The organism is Janthinobacterium glycogeni (assembly GCF_051380725.1).
In the GTDB taxonomy this organism is placed as follows: domain Bacteria; phylum Pseudomonadota; class Gammaproteobacteria; order Burkholderiales; family Burkholderiaceae_D; genus Janthinobacterium.
Map to the genome: position 1 here is coordinate 289,901 of NZ_JBNYXP010000002.1, position 19,117 is coordinate 309,017.

Genomic DNA, 19,117 nt, shown 5'->3' on the forward strand with positions numbered 1-19,117 from the left:
CGCCTTGTCCGCGCTCCTGATGAACTGCCAGCAGAAGACGCTCCCTACTGGGATAGGCTCCAAGTCACCAGCATAACCAGCGCCCATGCGCGCCACACTCCGGCGCTTGCTTTTGAATTCAAAAAAAAGGCTGGCGGCAGGCATCGTGCTCGGTGCTAAAATCGGCCATCGCGCCTCCAGCCGGCGGCGCGCCCTGCCTGCGCCTCGGAGAAACCGCATTGGACGATCACAATACACAAGAAAATACGCCCATTTTCCAGCGTATCAAGGATTTTCTGCTGGCCGGTATCGCCGCCGGACGCTGGAAGGAAGGTGACGTGATTCCCTCCGAGCAAGCCCTGGTGAAACAATTCGGCGTCTCGCGCATGACGGTCAACCGCGCCGTGCGCGAACTGACCAGCGAACAGGTGCTGACGCGGCGCCAGGGTTCCGGCACTTATGTGGCGCAGCAAAAATACCAGGCGACCTTGTTGGAAATCAAGAGTATCGCCGATGAAGTGCGGGCGCGCGGACATATCCACCGCAGCAGCCTGCAATTGCTGGAACGTACGAAAGCCTCGGATTTGCTGGCCAAGCAATTCGGCTTGCCGCCGGAACACCCGCTGTTCCACTCGCTGATCGTGCATTTTGAAAACGGCGTGCCGATCCAGGTGGAAGACCGCTGGGTCAATCCCGAATGCGCGCCCGACTACATGACGCAGGATTTTTCCAGCATCACGCCGAACGAATACCTGATGGCCGCCGCCCCCCTGCAAGGCGCCACCTACAGCATCGAAGCGCTGTCGGCGCCGCGCGACATCGCCGAAATGCTGGCCATCGACACGAAACAGGCGTGCCTGGTGCTGCGCCGCCAGACGCGCTCGGGCGGCAGGATCGCCTCCATCGCCACCATGTGGCATCCCGGGCACCGCTATCAGTTTGCAGGCAGCTTCGCCTGAGAACACCTGAAAAACCTACTGCGCGTCGCGCTTTGCGGCCTGTGATACTCACCGGCTCGCTACGGTTTTATCAGACGTCTTCCGAGCTGGTGGTTCAGTAGCACGATTTCGCGCAAACTTTGTCACAGATTCTCACCAAACCGCGAAAAAAACAGCCATTTCGGGGCAAAAAAAATCCCGTTTTGCCTGTTTCAGAACTTAAATACCCCGAGCAAATATTCGATGCTATAGTTGCCGCCAGAAAGCGCCGCAGGCGTTTATTTGAACGCGCATCATGCACTGTCAGCCCAGTTCCATCATGCCCCAGAAAGGGATGCATTTGTCGTATTGCAGCCACACGAGTTTCAGCGCATCACGCCGACGGCGCCCTGCGCTGCGCCGGCTCGCTCATACGATGCTGGCGGCAGGCCTGACGCTGTCGTTGCCGGTGCAGGCGGCGGTACACGGCATGGCGCCAACACTGCTATGGCCTTACGCTGCCGCCAGCGCCACCGCCCTGGCGGGAGTGGCTTGCTGGCAAGCCTGGCGGCTGCGGCAACAGTTGCGCCGCCTGCTGCTGCCCGCGCATGCCCTGGCCGAACAGGACGCCGGGCATGCCTTGCGCGGCGCGGCCATGGCGGGCTGGACCTGGCGGCGACAGTCGGACCGGCTGCAGTTCGCGCCCCAGTACCAGGACGTGCTGGGCGACAAAAGCGCCAGGCTCGACCATGCACTGGACGAGTGGCTGGCCGAAGTGCACCGCGACGACCGCGCGCGCCTGAGCCTGGCCTTTCGCCAGCATCTCGATGGCCAGGCGCCCGGCACCTTCAATTGCGAATTCCGCTTGCGCCACAGCGACGGCCACTGGCGCTGGCTGCTGGCGCGCGGCGCCGTGCTGACACGCGCCTCGGATGGCGCCGCCACGCAGGCCAGCGGCATCGTCTGCGATATCAGCGAACGCAAACAGGATGAACAATCGCGCATGCGCTCGATGCTGGAAGCGGCGCCCGAAGCCATGCTGGTGGCCGACGTCGAAGGCAAGGTGCACTACGCCAACCAGATCGGCGCGCGCTGCTTCGGCTATCCGCTGGCCGAATTGACGGGCATGTCGTTGGAGCAATTGGTACCGGAAAGCACGGCCAGCCACTCCGTGGGCGACCCGCAAGCGCGGCACAGCCTGCCGGGCCGGGTGATGATGGCGCGCCGCCGCGACGGCACGCACTTCCCGGCCAAGGTCAGCCTGTCGCCGCTGCGCATGGCCGGGCAAGTATTTTCCATCGTCTCGCTGCGCGACATGACGCAGCGCCAGCGCGCCGAGGAAGCGCTGCACGCCAGTTCCGAACGCTACCGCCTGATCGTGCAGACGGCCGCCGAAGGCATCTGGATGACGGATGCGGATGGCAAGACCACCTTCGTCAACCCGAAGATGGCGCACATGCTCGGCTACACAGTGCAGGAAATGCTGGGCCGTCCCCTGCTCGACTTCATGGACCGCGACAGCCAGCTGCTGATGCAGCGCCGCCTGGCCAGCCACGGCACTCAGGCCAGCCAGCCGGACCAGGTCGATTTCCGCTTCTTCCGCAAGGATCAGTCGAGCCTGTGGGGCTTGCTGTCGAGCACCAGCATCCAGTCGGACAACGGCGAGCCGGGTGGCACTCTGGCGATGATTACCGACATCACGGAGCGGCGCCAGGCGTCGATCGCCTTGTCGAATTCGAGCCAGCGCATGGCGTCCGTGTTCGGCGCCGTGACGAACGGCCTGGTGGTGCAGGACAGCCACGGCCACATACTGGAAAGCAACGCCGCCGCCGAGCGCATGCTGGCGGCCAGTCCGGCCGGCAACAGCCTGTGGCAAGCCATCCACGAGGACGGCTCCCCCTTCGACCAGCGCAGCCATCCCGTGCACATCACCCTGTCGACGGGGGTCGCCATGCGCGACGTGCTGATGGGCGTGCAACAGCCCGACGGCAGCCTGTCGTGGCTGTCGGTAAATACCGAGGCCATCCGCGATGAATACGGCAAGGTGGGCATGGTGGTGGCCAGCCTGACGGACATCACGTATCACAAGCGCAGCGAGAGCGCCTTGCGCGAACTCAATGAACATCTGGAAGAGCGCGTGGCGCAGCGCACGGAGCAGCTGGACCAGGCCAAGCAGGTGGCCGAAGAAGCGAGCCTGGCGAAGGGACAATTCCTGGCCAACATGAGCCATGAAATCCGCACGCCGATGAATGGCGTGATCGGCATGGCGTATCTGGCCCTGAAAACGGATCTGGAACCGCGCCAGCGCGATTACCTGGAAAAAATCCGTTTTGCCGGCGAACACTTGCTGGGCATCATCGACGACATTCTCGACATTTCGAAAATCGAGGCGGGCAAGCTGGAAATCGAGCGCGTCAACTTCAGTTTCGACCACGTCGTGCAAACGCTGATGACGGTGGTGGCGCCGCGCGCCGCCGGCAAGAACCTGGAGTTGCTGTTTGAAATCGACCCGCAATTGCCGGCCGTGCTCGTGGGCGACCCGCTGCGCCTGGGACAAGTGCTGATCAACTACGCCAATAACGCCATCAAGTTCAGCGAACAGGGCAGCATCACCGTGAAGGTGCGCAAGGTGGTGGCGGACGCGAAACACTGCCTGGTGCGCTTTGAAGTGTGCGACCACGGCATCGGCCTGTCGCAGGATGAAATGAGCAAGCTGTTCCAGTCCTTCCAGCAGGCCGACACGTCCACCACGCGCGAATATGGCGGCACGGGCCTGGGCCTGGCCATCTGCAAGCAGCTGGCGCAGCTGATGGGCGGCGACGTCGGCGTCGACAGCCGTCCCGGCGCCGGCAGCACCTTCTGGTTCACGGCCAACCTGGGCATTTCCGACCAGGCGGCGCCCGCCATGCTCGACAGCATGGTGCAGACGGCGGCGGCCATGCGCGCCAGCGCCGACGCGGCCCTGGTGATGCGCACGCTCAAGCATGCGCGCATCCTGCTGGTGGAAGACAACACTTTTAATCAGCAGGTGGCGCTGGAATTGCTGGAAGAAGCGGGCGCCTCCGTCTGCCTGGCCAACAATGGCGAGGAAGCGCTCGACCTGCTGCGCCAGACGCAGTTCGACTGCGTGCTGATGGATGTGCAGATGCCGCTGATGGATGGCTTGCAGGCGACGCGCCACATCCGCGCCGACCCGCAGCTGGCGCACCTGCGCGTGCTGGCCATGACGGCCACGGCCACCAGCGAAGACCGCGTGCGCTGCCTGGAGGCGGGCATGGACGATTTCATTTCCAAGCCCATTCAGCCGGCCATGATGTACCAGACCATCGCCAGCTGGCTGCCGGCGCGCGACACGCCGCCGCAGCCCGCGCGCAGCCGCGCCGCGCCCGCCTTCAAGACGACGCTGGCGGGCGACCCGCAGGTGATCGACCTGTCGATCCTGGCCAAGCTGCTCGGTTACAACCCGGAAAAGGTGCGCAAATTCGCCTTCAAGTTCCTGCAGACGACGCAGGATGGCTTTGGCGACATCGATGCGGCCCTGGCGCGCGGCGACGTGCACCAGGTGCGCGAACTGGGGCACCGCATCAAGTCGTCGGCGCGCACCGTGGGCGCCCTGGGACTGGCCGAACTGTGCCACAACCTGGAAACCCTGGCGCCGGGCGAGCCGGCCGACGAGGCAGAGCGGGCCGAGCGCATCGTCGCGCGCCTGTGGCCCCTGCTGGAACAGATTACCGAACAGATCATGAATAACACCAGCTTTGCCAATGACGATTAGCTACCGCCAGTACGCCATGGCAAGGTATCGGCATCGACAGCGATGCATATCAACAGAAAGACATGACGATGAACACTGTATCAAACCAAACCAGCCAGGAACAGAATGAAGCAGGCCTGGCGCCGTTGCGCGTGCTGCTGCTGGACGACGATGTTTTCATGCTCGACGTGCTCAGCGACATGCTCGAGCAAATGGGCCCGTTCGACATCCGCTGCGAGTCGCATAGCGAACAGGCGCTGTCGACCCTGAAGCAGCATCAGCCCGATCTGCTGATCTGCGACCTGTCCATGCCCGACATCGACGGCATCGAATTTTTGCGCATGGCGGCGGAAAACGGCTTCCGCGGCGGCGTGGTCCTGCTGTCGGGCCTGCATTCGGCCGTGCGCCTGGCGGCCGAACGCCTGGCCATGGCCAACGGCCTGCATATATTAGGCACCTTCCGCAAGCCGATGGAAAGCGCGGAATTGCAGCTCATGGTGAACTTGCAACTGCAGCACACGGCGCGTCAGGCCGGCGCGCAAGCCTGAGCGGAGCCGGGCCGGGAGGCGGGACACGGCGCCGCAGGCCAGCAGGCATGCGGCTTTGCCGCCCTGGCGGCACGCGCGGGAGCGATATGCCGGCGATATGCCTCAAGTTTTTCTGCAATAATCGCCACGCTTTGAAAAAATGGGTTATTATTTCAGCCATCCCCGCCTGCATACCTCTGGTCGCACCTTCCAAGAACATTGAATTTGTGCCCATTGCCCCCATCTTCTCACTGCATTCCAGGAAGCATGGATGGCGAACCAGCGTATGGTGAATTCCAGGCATTATTGATCCCACCCTCATTTGAGGAAAATATGAGCGAAAATATCAAACACATTAGCGATGCATCTTTTGAAGCAGACGTCCTGAAATCCGAGTTGCCAGTACTGGTCGACTTCTGGGCGGAATGGTGCGGTCCCTGCAAGGCCATCGCCCCGATCCTGGAAGAAGTGGCCAAGGAATACGCCGGCCGCATCGTGATCGCCAAGATGGACGTGGACGCCAACCAGGCAGTGCCTGCCAAGTTCGGCATCCGCGGCATCCCGACCCTGATCCTGTTCAAGGATGGTGTTGCAGCTGCTCAAAAAGTGGGCGCCATGGCCAAGGGCCAGTTGACCGCTTTCGTCGACAGCAACATTTAATGTATGATGGGCAGCGCTGCGCCCGCAGCGCCGCCTGACTGGATAGACCGGGAAGCGGCTTTGCCTCATTCGTGCACAGCCTTCCCCACTAATTAATCAACGCCACGCAGTCCCCTCCCCTACCTTTACATCCCGTCTCGGGACACTCAACACATATGCATTTATCCGAACTAAAGGCCCTACACGTATCCGCCCTGCTTGAGATGGCGATCGGTCTTGACATTGACAACGCAGCCCGCTTGCGCAAACAGGAGCTGATGTTCGCTATCCTGAAAAAACGCGCCAAGTCCGGCGAACAGATTTTTGGCGACGGCGCCCTGGAAGTGCTGCCTGACGGCTTCGGCTTCCTGCGCTCGCCTGACGCCAGCTACATGGCGTCCACCGACGATATTTACATCTCCCCTTCGCAAATCCGCCGCTTCAATCTGCACACCGGCGATTCGATCGAAGGCGAGGTACGGACCCCGAAAGATGGCGAACGCTATTTCGCACTGGTCAAAGTCGACAAGGTCAACGGCGAATCGCCGGAGATGTCGAAACACCGCATCCTGTTTGAAAACCTGACGCCGCTGCACCCGAACGAGCCGCTGCGCCTGGAACGTGAAATGAATGGCCAGGAAAACATCACCGGCCGCATCATCGACCTGATCGCCCCGATCGGCAAAGGCCAGCGCGGCTTGCTGGTGGCGTCGCCGAAATCCGGCAAATCCGTGATCCTGCAGCACATCGCCCATGCGATCACGGCCAACCACCCGGATATCACGCTGATCGTGCTGCTGATCGACGAACGTCCGGAAGAAGTGACCGAAATGCAACGCTCGGTACGCGGCGAAGTCGTCGCCTCGACCTTCGACGAGCCGGCCACGCGCCACGTGCAAGTGGCCGAGATGGTGCTGGAAAAAGCCAAGCGCCTGGTCGAAATGAAAAAAGACGTGGTCATCCTGCTCGACTCGATCACCCGCCTGGCGCGCGCCTACAACACCGTCATCCCTGCCTCGGGCAAGGTCCTGACCGGTGGTGTCGACGCGAACGCGCTGCAACGTCCAAAACGCTTCTTCGGCGCCGCGCGCAATATCGAAGAAGGCGGCTCGCTGACCATCATCGCCACGGCGCTGATCGAAACGGGTTCGCGCATGGATGACGTGATCTTTGAAGAATTCAAGGGTACCGGCAACATGGAAGTGCATCTGGAACGCCGTTTGGCCGAAAAACGCGTCTACCCGGCCATCAATCTGAACAAATCGGGTACCCGCCGCGAAGAACTGCTGATCAAGCCAAACGAACTGCAAAAAATCTGGATCCTGCGCAAGTTGCTGTACTCGATGGACGAGATCGAGGCGATGGAGTTCATTCTGGACAAGATGAAAGCGACGAAGAACAACGCCGAGTTTTTCGACATGATGCGCCGGGGGGGGTAAACCTGCTGCGCGTCCCGCTCTACGGCCTGTGTTGCTCGCTGTACCTTCGTACAGCTGCGCTACTCGGCCGTATATCGGGCCTGCTCGCTACGGTTTCCCTCCCCTCGGTGGCACATATCAATGTACTACCGGCCCAAGCCGCTCATCGAGCGGCTTTTTTATTGCCGCCGGCCCGAAAGCGCTATATAATCGACGGTTGCATTATTTTAAACCCTGGCAAGTGATCGGCAATCGGGTCAAGAAGCAAGACGACCGACGAAGTGCTGTTTGGCTACCAAACTAGAGAGAAGACCATGAAAGTCGATACCCATCCAGAATACCGCGAAGTTGTTTTCCACGATCTGTCGTGCGATTTCAAATTCGTTACCCGCTCGACCATCCAGACCCGCGAAAAAATCACCCACGACGGTAAAGAATACCCACTGGTGAAGATCGAGGTTTCGGCTGAATCGCACCCATTCTTCACGGGCAAGCACAAAATCGTCGATACCGCCGGTCGCGTCGAGAAGTTCCGTCAGAAGTTCGGTTCGGTTGGTTCGAAAACCGCAGTCGCAGCAGGCTGATTTTTGCCGCTTTGCGGCAAAACAGGGCAGCTTCGGCTACCAGAGAAAAGGCAGCCACGGCTGCCTTTTTTGTCTTTGGCCGCTTTACTTTATACTCGCGCATACCCGACGCCATTCGTCGCGTCTTGCCACTATTCTGATACCGATTATCGATGAAGCCAGTCCGCCTTCCCGCCGCTGCCACACTCGCGCTGCCACGATGGGCCTTGTTTGCGCTCGGCCTGCTGTACATCCTGCCTGGCCTGATCGGCCGCGAACCGTGGAAGAACGATGATGCCGCCAGTTTCGGCATCATGTGGACCATGGCGCATGGCGGCCTGAACGACTGGCTGTGGCCCAACATCGCCGGCCTGTCGCTGCCCGATGAGGGCCCGCTGGCCTTCTGGCTGGGCGCCATCTTCATCAAGCTGTTCGGCTGGATCGACGGCGACGTCTTCGGCGCGCGCATGTCGACCATCGGCATCTTCGTCGTCAGCACCCTGTCCGTCTGGTACACCGCCTTCAACCTGGGCCGGCGCAACGACGCCCAGCCGCTGCGCCTGGCCTTCGGCGGCCAGCCCGAACCGGACGACTTCGGCCGCACCCTGGCCGATGCCGCCGTGCTCATCTACCTGGGCTGCCTGGGCCTGCTGCAGCACAGCCACGACATCACGGCCGAAGCGCTGTACGTGTCCCTGATGGCCTATTTGCTGTACCGCGCCGTGCGCTACGTGGAAGGTCCATCAGTGCGCAATGCCGCCCTGCTGGGCCTGGCGCTGGGCGGCCTGACCCTCGCGCGCGGCTGGATCACGCCGGCGGCGCTGAGCATCGCCCTGCTGCTGTGCACCGTCTTCCTGCGCCTGCCGCTGCTGCGCAGCGTGCGCCACCTGGCGCTGGCCATCCTGATAGGCATCGCGCTGACCCTGGTCTGGCTGCTGCCGGGCGAATGGTTGCAACCTTATGGCCATGCGCCGCTGCAAGCGTGGATGGAATGGAATTACCGCCAGTTCAGCGCCCCCAGCCTGAAAAGCCTGCAATACTTCTGGCGTGTCGGCATCTGGTTCTTCTGGCCCGCGTGGCCTTTCGCCGCCTGGGCCGTGTATGCCTGGCGCCGCCAGCACCACGTGCTGCACATCGTCGTGCCGCTGACCTTTGTGGCCATGCTGGCCATCCTGGGCCTGTGCCATCCCGATCCAGACCCGAGCCAGCTGCTGCCGCTGCTGCCGCCGCTGGCCGTGATGGCCGCGTTCGGCTTGCTGACCATGAAACGGGGCGCCATCAACGCCATCGACTGGTTCTCCGTGATGGTGCTGACCATCTGCGCCCTCGCGCTGTGGCTGTTCTGGTTTGCCATCCTGACCGGCTGGCCGCCGAAACTGTCCCATAACGCCCTGAAACTGATGCCGGGTTTCAAGCCCGAACTGGACTTGCTGGCCTTCTTCGTCGCCGCCTGCGCCAGCGCGGGCTGGGTGGCGCTGGTGCACTGGCGCATCTCGCGCCAGCCAGCCGTGCTGTGGCGCGCCGTGGTGCTGTCGTCCGGCGGCCTGATCCTGATCTGGGTACTGATCATGACCCTGTTCCTGCCGCCGCTGAACTACAGCAAGAGCTACGCCAGCGTCGCGCACCAGATTTCCGTCCACCTGCCGCCAGGCACTACTTGCATCAACAGCAATGTCGGCGCCGCCCAGCGCGCCTCGTTCGCCTACTACGGCCACCTGCCGTTTGCCAATGTGGGCCAGCAACATTGCGATGTGTTCTTGTTGCAAGACAGCATTAAAGTTCCGGATAACAAGGAAAAACTGCCGGAACATCACGGTGCGGACTGGATCAAGCTGTGGGAAGGACGCCGCCCCACGGATGACGTGGAACGCTTCCGCCTGTACCAGCGCGTCAGGTAAGCAGCAAAAAACCGGGCCAGCCCCGGTTTTTTTATGTCCGTCAGACAATTGCTGACTATAGGAAAACTGTTGCCTTAAAATATAGTTAATTACCTAAATTGAACTAACATTGTTTTTTATATTATAATGGCCGGCTGCGCGATGGCGGTGTGTTGCTTTCCCGCCCGAATCGTCCCCCAATTGACTATGAGGTTGTCCATGAAATTATTTGCTACCCGCACCTTGCCGCTCATCAGCGCCGCCCTGTTCGCCTTCTCCTTCAGCGCTTCGGCGCAAGCCACCGTGGTCGACCTCGGCGTCGCCAATGGCTACTCGGCCTTCATCTTTGGCAACATCGGCAGCAGCGGCAGCAGCGGCTTCACCAGCGTCGGCGGCAGCATTGCCGCTGGCGGCAATATCTATCTGGACAACTACAACGTCGGCACGAATAAAAAGCCAGGCAGCGCCGTCAATTCGGTCGTTGCTGGCGGCAACCTGAACACGGGCTGGGGCACGCTCAGCGGCTCGGCCGTGTACGGCGTCAGCAATCCCAACGCCACCCTGACGGCGCCACAGTGGTTTCCAAAAGACAACATCAGCAAAGGCAACGCCTCCACCCTGGACTTCGCGGGCGCCAAGCAGCAACTGACGACCCTGTCGGGCGACGTGGCCAAGCTGCAATCGAACGGCACCGTGATCTCGCAGTACGGCAACATGACCCTGGTCGGCAATATCAACGCCGACGTGAATATTTTCAACATCGATGCGTCGAACCTGCATAACCTGACCCTGGACCTGTCCTCGCTGAAAAGCACGGCCAGCATCATCATCAACGGCACGGCCACCAACATCACCATGAGCGGCGGCTTCGACAATTTCGCCAGTTTCGCCAACCGCACGCTGTTCAACTTCGCCAACGCCACCACCACCAGCCTGCAGAACGTCGGCATCAACGGCAGCATCCTGGCACCGAAGGCCGCGTTCTCCGGTTCGGGCGACATGAATGGCACCCTGATCGCCAATTCGGTCAGCTCGATCAATTATGGCCACGTCGCAATGAACGGTTCCGGCTTCAACACGGTCAACGTCTCGGCCGTACCTGAGCCAGGCACCTACGCCATGCTGCTGGCCGGCTTGGGCTTGCTGGCCTTCATGCGCCGCCGCACGCCAGCGCGCGCACCGCAAGCACAACTGGCATAAGCTTTACGCTGAAGCAATAAAAAAACACCGGGCCGCGCGAGCGTCCCGGTGTTTTTTTATGCGCTGGCGAAAAGTTTATTGCGTACCCAGACCCAGGTCGTTGGCCACCTGCTGGCGCAACAGGTATTTCTGGATCTTGCCCGTCACCGTCATGGGAAATTCCTCGACGAAGCGCACATAGCGGGGAATCTTGTAATAGGCGATCTGCCCATCGCAAAAGGCGCGGATGTCGTCGCTGGTGGCCTGCATGCCCGGCCGCAGGATGATGCAGGCGCACAATTCTTCCCCATACTTGGCGTCCGGCACGCCCACGCATTGCACGTCGAGCACGCTCGGGTGGCGGTACAGGAATTCCTCGACTTCGCGCGGGTAGATGTTTTCGCCGCCGCGTATCACCATGTCCTTCGAGCGGCCGACGATGCTGCAAAAGCCGTTGGCGTCGATGACGGCCAGGTCGCCCGTGTGCATCCAGCGCGCCGTATCGATGGCCTCGGCTGTTTTTTCAGGGTCGCCCCAGTAGCCCTGCATCACGGAATAACCGCGCGTGAGCAATTCTCCCTTTTCACCGCGCGGCACGATGCGGCCTTCCGCATCGATGATTTTCACTTCCAGGTGCGGGTGGACGCGGCCGATGGACGAGACGCGCATCTCGCGCGGGTCTTCGATCGCCGTCTGGAAGCTCACGGGGGACGTTTCCGTCATGCCGTACGCAATCGTGATTTCCGCCATGTGCATCAATTCGATGACTCGCGTCATGACTTCCATCGGGCAAGGCGAGCCGGCCATGATGCCTGTGCGCAAGTTCGACAAATCGTATTGCTTGAAGTCAGGATGGTCGAGGATGGCGATGAACATGGTCGGCACGCCATGCAAGCCCGTGCAGCGCTCGGCCTGCACCGTTTCCAGCACGGCTTTCGGATCGAAACCTTCGCCGGGAAACACCATGGCCGCGCCATGCGTGACGCAGGCCAGGTTGCCCAGCACCATGCCGAAGCAGTGGTACAGGGGCACGGGAATGCATAGGCGGTCCTGCTCGGTGAGGCGCATGGCTTCGCCGATGAAGAAACCGTTGTTCAGGATATTGTGGTGCGTCAGGGTGGCGCCCTTCGGCGCGCCCGTGGTGCCGGACGTGAACTGAATGTTGACGGCATCGTCAAACTGCAAGGTCGCGCTCACTTCTTCCAGGTGCGCCAGGTCGGCGTCCGTGACGCCGTCCATCAGGGCGTCGAAGTTGTGCATGCCGGGCGTGGCGGCAGCGCCCAGGCGGATGACGTGGCGCAATTGGGGCAGGCGCGGCGACTGCAGGTCGCCCGCGCGGGAACGGGCGATTTCCGGCACCACGTCCTGCACGATGGCCAGATAATCGCTGGACTTGAAGCTGGGCGACAGGATCAGCGCGCTGCATTGCACCTTGTCGAGCACGTATTCGAGTTCCGAGCGCCGGTAGGCGGGGTTGATGTTGACCATGATCAAACCGGCTTTCGCGGTGGCAAACTGGGTCAGCACCCATTCGGCGCAGTTCTGCGACCAGATGCCGACCCGGTCGCCCGGCTGCAAGCCCAGTTTCAACAGGCCGGCGGCCAGCTTGTGCACGCGCTGCTGGAATTCCCGATACGTCCAGCGCACGTTCTGGTGCGCCACGATCAGGGCGTCGTGCTGGCCGTAGCGCTCGGCGATGCCGTCCAGGTAGGCGCCTATCGTTTCGCCGATCAACGGCGTCTCGTGGGCGCCGTGTACATAACTGATTGCTTGCATGCTGTCTCCGGGGTGGGTGGCGCGGCGCGCTCTTGTTATCGTCTTCGATACTGAAAATTATAGCCGCAACCGCCCCCGCCCTGCGTCAGCTTGCTGTAATGTGCAGGCCAGCACACCAGACACTCACGGCACCATGACAGGCAACACCCAGCACCCACTCGAACAGGGCTTCATCCTGACCCGCCACTGGCGCGACACGCCCGCCGGCACGGAAGTCGATTTCTGGCTGGCAACGGATGCAGGGCCACGCCACGTGCGCCTGCCCGTGCAGACGGCCGTCGCCTTCCTTCCCATGGAGCAGCAGGAACAGGCGCAACAGTTGCTGCGCGGCGAGCGCCATGCCGAGCTGCGTCCCCTGTCGCTGTGCGATTTCCACCACCGTCCCGTGCTGGGGCTGTACTGCAAGCAATACCGGCATTTGCTGAAACTGGAAAAGCAGCTGCGCGCGCACGGCGTCGACGTCTACGAAGCCGACATCCGCCCGCCCGAGCGCTACCTGATGGAGCGTTTCATCACGGCGCCGGTAAGCGTCAAAGGGGAGACAGGGCAGGACGTGCAGCTGAGGCCGGCGCCCGGCTACCGGCCAAGCTTGAAACTGGCCTCGCTCGACATCGAGACGACGGCGCATGGCGAGCTGTACTCGCTGGCCCTGGAAGGCTGCGGCCAGCGCCAGGTCTATATGCTGGGGCCGCAAAACGGCGGCGATGAAACGCTCGATTTCGACCTCGAATACTGCGACACGCGCGCACAGATCCTCGAGCGCCTGAACGCGTGGATGGAGCGCCACGATCCGGATGCCATCATCGGCTGGAACCTGGTGCAGTTCGATTTGCGCGTGCTGCGCGAACATGCCGAGCGTTATCAAGTACCGTTGAAACTGGGACGCGGCGGCGCCGTGATGGAATGGCGCGAGCATGGCGGCAAGCAGGAACATTATTTTGCCGCCGCGGCCGGCCGCCTGATCATCGACGGCATCGAAGCCCTGCGCTCGGCGACGTGGAATTTTTCCTCGTTCAGCCTGGAAAACGTGGCGCAAACGCTCTTGGGCGAAGGCAAGTCCATCGACAATCCCTACCAGCGCATGGCCGAGATCGACCGGCGTTTCCGCGAAGACAAGCCCGCCCTGGCCCGCTACAACCTCAAGGATTGCGAACTGGTCACGCGCATCTTCGCCAAGACCGAGCTGCTGACCTTTTTGCTGGAACGGGCCAGCGTGACGGGCCTGGCGGCCGACCGCAGCGGCGGTTCCGTGGCCGCTTTCGAACATTTGTATTTGCCGCTGATGCACCGGCAGGGTTATGTGGCGCCCAACCTGGGCGACGTGTCCGGCGACAACAGCCCGGGCGGCTTCGTCATGGATTCGCAGTCGGGCCTGTACGACTCCGTGCTGGTGCTCGACTACAAAAGCCTGTACCCGTCCATCATCCGTACCTTCCTGATCGACCCCGTGGGCCTGGTGGTGGGCACCAGCGGCGACGAGGCCGATACCGTGCCCGGCTACCGGGGCGCACAGTTTTCACGCGTAAAACATTGCCTGCCCGCCATCGTGAAACAGGTGTGGCAAGGGCGCGAGACGGCCAAGCGCGAGCGCAACGCGCCGCTGTCGCAAGCGCTGAAGATCATCATGAACGCGTTTTACGGCGTGCTGGGGTCAAGCGGTTGCCGCTTTTTCGATCCGCGCCTGGCCTCGTCCATCACCCTGCGCGGCCACGACATCATGCACCGCACGCGCGAGCTGATCACCGAGCAGGGTTATCAGGTAATTTATGGCGACACGGATTCCACGTTTGTGTGGCTGAAAACAGCGCATACGGATGAAGAGGCGGGCAAGATCGGCCGCGCCCTGGTGGCGCACGTGAACGCCTGGTGGGATGCCTATCTGCGCGAGGAATTCGGCCTGGACAATGCGCTGGAGCTCGAGTTCGAGACGCATTACCGGCGCTTCCTGATGCCCACCATCCGCGGCTCGGAAGAAGGCAGCAAGAAGCGCTACGCGGGCCTGGTGGGTAAGCCGGACGGCAGCGAACAGATGGTCTACAAGGGCCTGGAAACCGTGCGCAGCGACTGGACGCCGCTGGCGCAGCAATTCCAGCAAGCCTTGTACCTGCGCATCTTCCAGCGCGCCGCCTACCAGGACTATGTGCGCGACTACGTGGCGCGCACGGTGCGCGGCGAATTCGACGCCTTGCTGGTCTACCGCAAGCGCTTGCGCCGCCCGCTCGACGACTACCAGCGCAACGTGCCGCCCCACGTGCGCGCGGCGCGCACGGCCGACGCCTACAACCTGGCGCAGGGCTGGCCATTGCAATACCAGAACGGCGGCTGGATCAGCTACGTCATCACGGTGGCGGGGCCGGAACCACTGGAAACCCAGCGCTCGCCCATCGATTACCAGCATTACCTGACGCGCCAGCTGCAGCCGGTGGCGGACGCGATACTGCCGTTCCTGGGCGACGATTTTTCGCGCCTCGTATCGGGGCAGCAGGATTTGTTTTAGATCAATTTTGCTGACCTGGGCGGCCAAGCTGAGGTAATATCGGCGCCTGCCGGGCTTATCTGGCCCTGTCCAACAGGCGCTGTGGGCCGCGGCAGCGTAAAATACGCCATGGCGAAAGAATAAGAGCTCCACCGCAGAAGAAGATGCCGCTCCAGACGAGAATCGTTCGCAAGAAGATTGTCGCCACTGAAAGGGCGCATAATTTATCACTATGTTGAACCAGCAGGCTGTGCGGTATGCGCCTCCCCTGCTATTTTTTGAATGAATTGACACCATGACCGAGATCACGTCCTTAAGAGACATCCCGCAAAAAAATATCTTCCGCAAGGGCGACACCTTTGTGCTGTTCGGCGAGCTGTTCGGCCGCGGCTATGTGAATGGCTTGCTGGACGAAGCGCGCAAGGCGGGCATGAATATCGTCGGCATGACGGTCGGCCGCCGCGATGAAAACATGGCGCTGCGCCCGCTGAACGCGGAAGAGCTGGCCGAAGCGGAAGCCAACCTGGGCGGCCGCATCATCAATGTGCCGCTGATGGCCGGTTTCGACCTCGACGCGCCCGCCGGCGAACCGACGCCGACGGCCCTGCTGGCCGACATGACCCTGAAAAGCTGGCAGGAAGACAAGCTGGACTGGGCGCAGATCGAACGCTGCCGCGAAGCCGGCATCGCCCGCTTCAGCGCTTCCGTGGCAAAAGCCATGGCCGAACTGGACAGCCTGATTCCTGACGGCAGCAATGTGTATTTCGCCCACACCATGGCCGGCGGCATTCCGAAGGTCAAGGTCTTCCTGGCGATCGCCAACCGCATCTATAAAGGCCGCGGCGAGCGCTTCATGTCCTCGCGCGCCTTGCTCGACAGCGACCTGGGTAAATTAATCCTGATGAACTTCGACGAAGTCACGGCCAACACCCTGCAGCACCTGATCGACGGCAGCGCCGCCATCCGCGCCCGCATCGAGCAAACGGGCGGCCAGGTACGCTACAGCGCCTACGGCTACCACGGCACAGAGATCTTGATCGACGGCAAATACCAGTGGCAAACGTATAGCAACTACACGCAAGGCCTGGCCAAGATGCGCCTGGAAAACGTGGCCAAGGCTGCGTGGGAAAAAGGTATCAAGGCCACCGTCTTCAATTGCCCGGAAATCCGCACGAACTCGTCCGACATTTTCGTCGGCGTGGAACTGTCCTTGTTCCCCCTGCTCGACGCGCTGAAAAAAGAAGGCGGCGGCGCCTGGGCCGAAGAGCAGTGGAAAATCTGCCAGGGCTTGCTGGAAGACGGCGTGTCGCTGCAAGACTTGCTCGACCGTATCGCCGCCTACAATGGCGACGCCACCAGCGTGCAGTTCCGCAACTTCGCCGCCTGGCCGATGGACAACACCCCTGAGCTGGCCGACGTCATGATCGGCACCTCGGACGACATCACCAAGCTGCACAAGGACCGCAAGGAACTGATCACCGACCACCTGAGTTCGCTGGTGCTGGAAGGCACGGGCCCGCTGATGTTCCACACCATGTCGGAACCGCCAGCGCCCGTCGTCTGGCTCAACCACGACATCATCGCCCGCCAGCTGAACTCGGTTCACAACTGAGCTTGAGGTAGCGTAGGGTACGCTGCAAGACACCGACGGCCCGGCTCATCCCCGGGCCGTCGGCGTTTCTGCGCATGCCTTAGGCGCGCGCGATGGACACGCCGCCATCGGCCAGCAGCGCCGTGCCGGTGGTGAAACTCGATGCATCGGACGCCAGGTACAGCGCCGAGCGGGCGATCTCGTCCGGCGTGGCCAGGCGTTTCAGGGCATGCAATCCCGCCACGAAGGCCTGCGCCTCGGGCGTAGCCGCCACTGCCCGCCCCATCGGCGTATCGGTGCCACCCGGCAACAGGGCATTCACGCGCACGCCCGCCGCGCCGTACTCGGCCGCCAGGGCCTTCGTCAGGCCGATCACGCCAGCCTTGCTGGCCGCATACGCGGCCATGCCGTCCATGCCCAGCGTATGCCCAACGAAGCTCGAGGTGAAGATCAGCGAGCCGCCGCCGCGCGCCGCCATGGCGGGCAACTGATATTTGGCTGCCAGGAAGGCACTGGTGAGATTGGTATCGAGCGCCGCCCGCCAATCTTCCAGGGCAACTTCCGGCGTGGGCCCCATCGGCCCCAGGGTGCCCGAATTATTGAAGGCGATATCGAGGCCGCCAAAACGTTGCAGCGCCAGCGCCACGGCCGCTTGCGCGCACGCCGCGTCGCCCACGTCGCCGGCGCAGGCCACGGCTTGCGCGCCGCCGTCCGCCAGTTGCGCCACCAGCGCATCGAGTTCCTTCCGTCGCCGCGCCACCAGCACCAGCCGCGCGCCATGGCGGGCGAACAGCCGCGCCGCCGCATGGCCGATGCCCGAGCTGGCGCCCGTGATGATGGCGACCTTGTTTTCCAGTTGTTGCATGGGATATCCCTCCAGATAAGTGAAAGGACACGATAGGACGGCTGGCCAGGCGCGGCACTCCGCTTCTTGCGCTGGAATCGGCGTCTTCACAGATTCTCCATGCTTGTGCAAAACGCACGCCAAGCATAAAACTTGCCAGATTGTGACAAATCAGTGATAATGCGTCTCGCGTTGCCGGGATGGCGGAATAGGTAGACGCACGGGACTCAAAATCCCGCGCTGGAAACAGCGTGCCGGTTCGATTCCGGCTCCCGGCACCACAGAACATGTTTTGGCAGTACCCGATCAAACCCGCCTATCGCCAGATGCTGCGGGTTTTTTTGTATTAGCGCCCCGATCTGCGCTCCAGCACCGCCGCCCACTCCGTATCAACAATGCTGAAACGCACGACATTGCGTGTGCAGCCATCCGGCTATCCAAACGGCCGCACGCCGAACAGCACGCCGTGCAGCCAGAACGCCAGCAGCAGCCACAGCGCACAGCCCGCGACGATGGCGATCAGGGTGCCTGCCACGGTGCCGCCCTGGTAGGCGACGCCGGCCGCGCGGTCGCGCTGCACGGCGGCATACAGATCGACGGACGACCAGACGAGAAAGCCGCCGAACAGCAGCACGTCGGCCACGCTGCCGTTGGCCAGCAGATGCGCGATGGCCCACAGTTGCGTTCCGAGCAGCATCGGGTGATGCACCAGGGTCTTGATGCGGTTGCGCGGCACATTGGCCGCCGCCAATAAAATCAGCGCGAACAGCATCAGCAGGGCGCTGGCGTGGCGCAAGCCCATGGGCGGCGTCCACAGCACCTGCGGCTGCTGGCGCGCCAGGCCGTAGCCCCAGATGATCAGGCCCAGCCCGGCGAATGCCACGAGCGAATACAGGCCCTTCCAGCGCTTTTCGCCGAGGCGTGCCAGCTGGGCGCTGCGCCAGCCGTCGGCGACGATGCGCACCGAATGCAAACCCAGGAACAGCAGCAAGCCGAATATCAGCACCGTCATCGTCGTCTCCCCAGTCATTACCCGCTATCGATCATAAACGGCACCGTGAACGATGCCGTCCGCACAGATCAACGTTCTTCGCGATAGTAATCGCAGCCCTCGAAGGTGGTGCGCAGCGCCTGCTGCAGCTGGGCGTAGCGCTCCGGCGTCAAGTTGAAACGCACGTCGATCTGGCCATCGTCATCCATCTGCATGGCGGCCTCGGCATCCATCTGCACGGACAGGCGGTTCGGATGCAGGATCACGGCGTGCATGTGGCCATACCAGGCAAATTCCTGGCCGCCATATTCGATGTAGGGCTCGTCCATGCCCATGGCCACATCCTGCTCGTCGTACTCGTCGGCGCGCTGCAGCATCAGGTAGACGGGCTCGCCCTTGCCGGCGGGCGCGGCCAGGGTGGTGATCAGGGCGTCGTCTTCGTTGATGACGGACAACTCGGTGGCGGTAAATCCTGCGGACATGGCGTGCTTTCAGCAATTCAAGGAATGACGCCACCATAGCGCAAAAGCGCCCCGCACGACATAGGGCGCGGCGAATAAAGCGTGCCGCCACGGAAATCCATCGC

At 62.3% G+C, this 19,117-nt stretch carries 13 protein-coding genes, 1 tRNA gene and 2 pseudogenes; 12 read left to right on the plus strand and 4 right to left on the minus strand.

Annotation, left to right across the window (positions count from 1 at the left end; translation table 11 throughout):
- Window positions 1-218 precede the first annotated feature (218 nt).
- From hutC to ACQ4W4_RS06915, 9 genes and pseudogenes are all read left to right on the plus strand, one after another.
- Window positions 219-938, plus strand: coding sequence for a histidine utilization transcriptional repressor HutC (gene hutC, locus ACQ4W4_RS06875; protein WP_436541333.1), 720 nt, complete (start codon window positions 219-221; stop codon window positions 936-938).
- A gap of 448 nt (window positions 939-1,386) precedes the next feature.
- On the plus strand, window positions 1,387-4,671 hold the full coding sequence (locus ACQ4W4_RS06880; RefSeq protein WP_436541334.1) for a PAS domain S-box protein: 3,285 nt from the start codon (window positions 1,387-1,389) through the stop codon (window positions 4,669-4,671).
- Window positions 4,672-4,739: 68 nt separating this feature from the next.
- Window positions 4,740-5,198: a response regulator gene (locus ACQ4W4_RS06885; protein WP_436541335.1), complete on the plus strand. Its 459-nt coding sequence runs from the start codon at window positions 4,740-4,742 to the stop codon at window positions 5,196-5,198.
- A 312-nt stretch (window positions 5,199-5,510) separates the two neighbouring features.
- A complete protein-coding gene (trxA, locus tag ACQ4W4_RS06890; protein ID WP_086137203.1) occupies window positions 5,511-5,837 on the plus strand; it encodes a thioredoxin TrxA in 327 nt (108 codons plus the stop codon).
- A 155-nt stretch (window positions 5,838-5,992) separates the two neighbouring features.
- Complete coding sequence (gene rho, locus ACQ4W4_RS06895; protein WP_034746249.1) at window positions 5,993-7,255, plus strand: transcription termination factor Rho; 1,263 nt, start codon at window positions 5,993-5,995, stop codon at window positions 7,253-7,255.
- Window positions 7,256-7,548: 293 nt separating this feature from the next.
- On the plus strand, window positions 7,549-7,818 hold the full coding sequence (locus ACQ4W4_RS06900; RefSeq protein ID WP_034746247.1) for a type B 50S ribosomal protein L31: 270 nt from the start codon (window positions 7,549-7,551) through the stop codon (window positions 7,816-7,818).
- A 152-nt stretch (window positions 7,819-7,970) separates the two neighbouring features.
- Complete coding sequence (locus tag ACQ4W4_RS06905; RefSeq protein WP_436541336.1) at window positions 7,971-9,695, plus strand: ArnT family glycosyltransferase; 1,725 nt, start codon at window positions 7,971-7,973, stop codon at window positions 9,693-9,695.
- 198 nt (window positions 9,696-9,893) lie between these two features.
- Window positions 9,894-10,706: pseudogene (locus ACQ4W4_RS06910) on the plus strand (choice-of-anchor A family protein); the annotation flags it as partial.
- A 48-nt stretch (window positions 10,707-10,754) separates the two neighbouring features.
- Window positions 10,755-10,874, plus strand: a pseudogene (locus tag ACQ4W4_RS06915) (PEP-CTERM sorting domain-containing protein); the annotation flags it as partial.
- Window positions 10,875-10,949: 75 nt separating this feature from the next.
- On the opposite strand, the gene ACQ4W4_RS06920 reads toward ACQ4W4_RS06915, so the two are convergent.
- Window positions 10,950-12,629, minus strand: a complete 1,680-nt coding sequence (locus ACQ4W4_RS06920) for an AMP-binding protein (RefSeq protein WP_436541337.1) — start codon at window positions 12,627-12,629, stop codon at window positions 10,950-10,952.
- Between the two features lie 133 nt (window positions 12,630-12,762).
- On the opposite strand from ACQ4W4_RS06920, the gene ACQ4W4_RS06925 reads away from it, so the two are divergent.
- Window positions 12,763-15,126, plus strand: a complete 2,364-nt coding sequence (locus ACQ4W4_RS06925; RefSeq protein ID WP_436541338.1) for a DNA polymerase II — start codon at window positions 12,763-12,765, stop codon at window positions 15,124-15,126.
- 274 nt (window positions 15,127-15,400) lie between these two features.
- Window positions 15,401-16,717 carry an enoyl ACP reductase FabMG family protein gene (locus ACQ4W4_RS06930; RefSeq protein ID WP_436541339.1) on the plus strand — a complete coding sequence of 439 codons (1,317 nt, stop codon included), beginning with the start codon at window positions 15,401-15,403 and terminating at the stop codon, window positions 16,715-16,717.
- A gap of 79 nt (window positions 16,718-16,796) precedes the next feature.
- Here ACQ4W4_RS06930 and ACQ4W4_RS06935 read toward each other — a convergent pair whose 3' ends face one another.
- Complete coding sequence (locus tag ACQ4W4_RS06935; protein ID WP_436541340.1) at window positions 16,797-17,561, minus strand: SDR family oxidoreductase; 765 nt, start codon at window positions 17,559-17,561, stop codon at window positions 16,797-16,799.
- Window positions 17,562-17,734: 173 nt separating this feature from the next.
- On the opposite strand from ACQ4W4_RS06935, the gene ACQ4W4_RS06940 reads away from it, so the two are divergent.
- Window positions 17,735-17,821, plus strand: a tRNA-Leu gene (locus ACQ4W4_RS06940).
- Window positions 17,822-17,973: 152 nt separating this feature from the next.
- Here the strand turns inward: ACQ4W4_RS06940 and ACQ4W4_RS06945 are convergent.
- Complete coding sequence (locus tag ACQ4W4_RS06945; RefSeq protein ID WP_436541341.1) at window positions 17,974-18,552, minus strand: NnrU family protein; 579 nt, start codon at window positions 18,550-18,552, stop codon at window positions 17,974-17,976.
- 68 nt (window positions 18,553-18,620) lie between these two features.
- Entirely contained in the window at window positions 18,621-19,013 is a 393-nt protein-coding gene (locus ACQ4W4_RS06950) for an Imm10 family immunity protein (RefSeq protein WP_077408640.1), read from the minus strand.
- Window positions 19,014-19,117: the final 104 nt, after the last annotated feature.

Bases quoted from the DNA above. Each gene is read 5' to 3' on its own strand.
- ACQ4W4_RS06880 (WP_436541334.1), top strand. From the start codon at position 1,387: ATGGCGCCAACACTGCTATGGCCTTACGCTGCCGCCAGCGCCACCGCC.
- ACQ4W4_RS06885 (WP_436541335.1), top strand. From the start codon at position 4,740: ATGAACACTGTATCAAACCAAACCAGCCAGGAACAGAATGAAGCAGGC.
- trxA (WP_086137203.1), top strand. From the start codon at position 5,511: ATGAGCGAAAATATCAAACACATTAGCGATGCATCTTTTGAAGCAGAC.
- rho (WP_034746249.1), top strand. From the start codon at position 5,993: ATGCATTTATCCGAACTAAAGGCCCTACACGTATCCGCCCTGCTTGAG.
- ACQ4W4_RS06900 (WP_034746247.1), top strand. From the start codon at position 7,549: ATGAAAGTCGATACCCATCCAGAATACCGCGAAGTTGTTTTCCACGAT.
- ACQ4W4_RS06905 (WP_436541336.1), top strand. From the start codon at position 7,971: ATGAAGCCAGTCCGCCTTCCCGCCGCTGCCACACTCGCGCTGCCACGA.
- ACQ4W4_RS06920 (WP_436541337.1), bottom strand. From the start codon at position 12,629: ATGCAAGCAATCAGTTATGTACACGGCGCCCACGAGACGCCGTTGATC.
- ACQ4W4_RS06925 (WP_436541338.1), top strand. From the start codon at position 12,763: ATGACAGGCAACACCCAGCACCCACTCGAACAGGGCTTCATCCTGACC.
- ACQ4W4_RS06930 (WP_436541339.1), top strand. From the start codon at position 15,401: ATGACCGAGATCACGTCCTTAAGAGACATCCCGCAAAAAAATATCTTC.
- ACQ4W4_RS06935 (WP_436541340.1), bottom strand. From the start codon at position 17,561: ATGCAACAACTGGAAAACAAGGTCGCCATCATCACGGGCGCCAGCTCG.
- ACQ4W4_RS06945 (WP_436541341.1), bottom strand. From the start codon at position 18,552: ATGACGGTGCTGATATTCGGCTTGCTGCTGTTCCTGGGTTTGCATTCG.
- ACQ4W4_RS06950 (WP_077408640.1), bottom strand. From the start codon at position 19,013: ATGTCCGCAGGATTTACCGCCACCGAGTTGTCCGTCATCAACGAAGAC.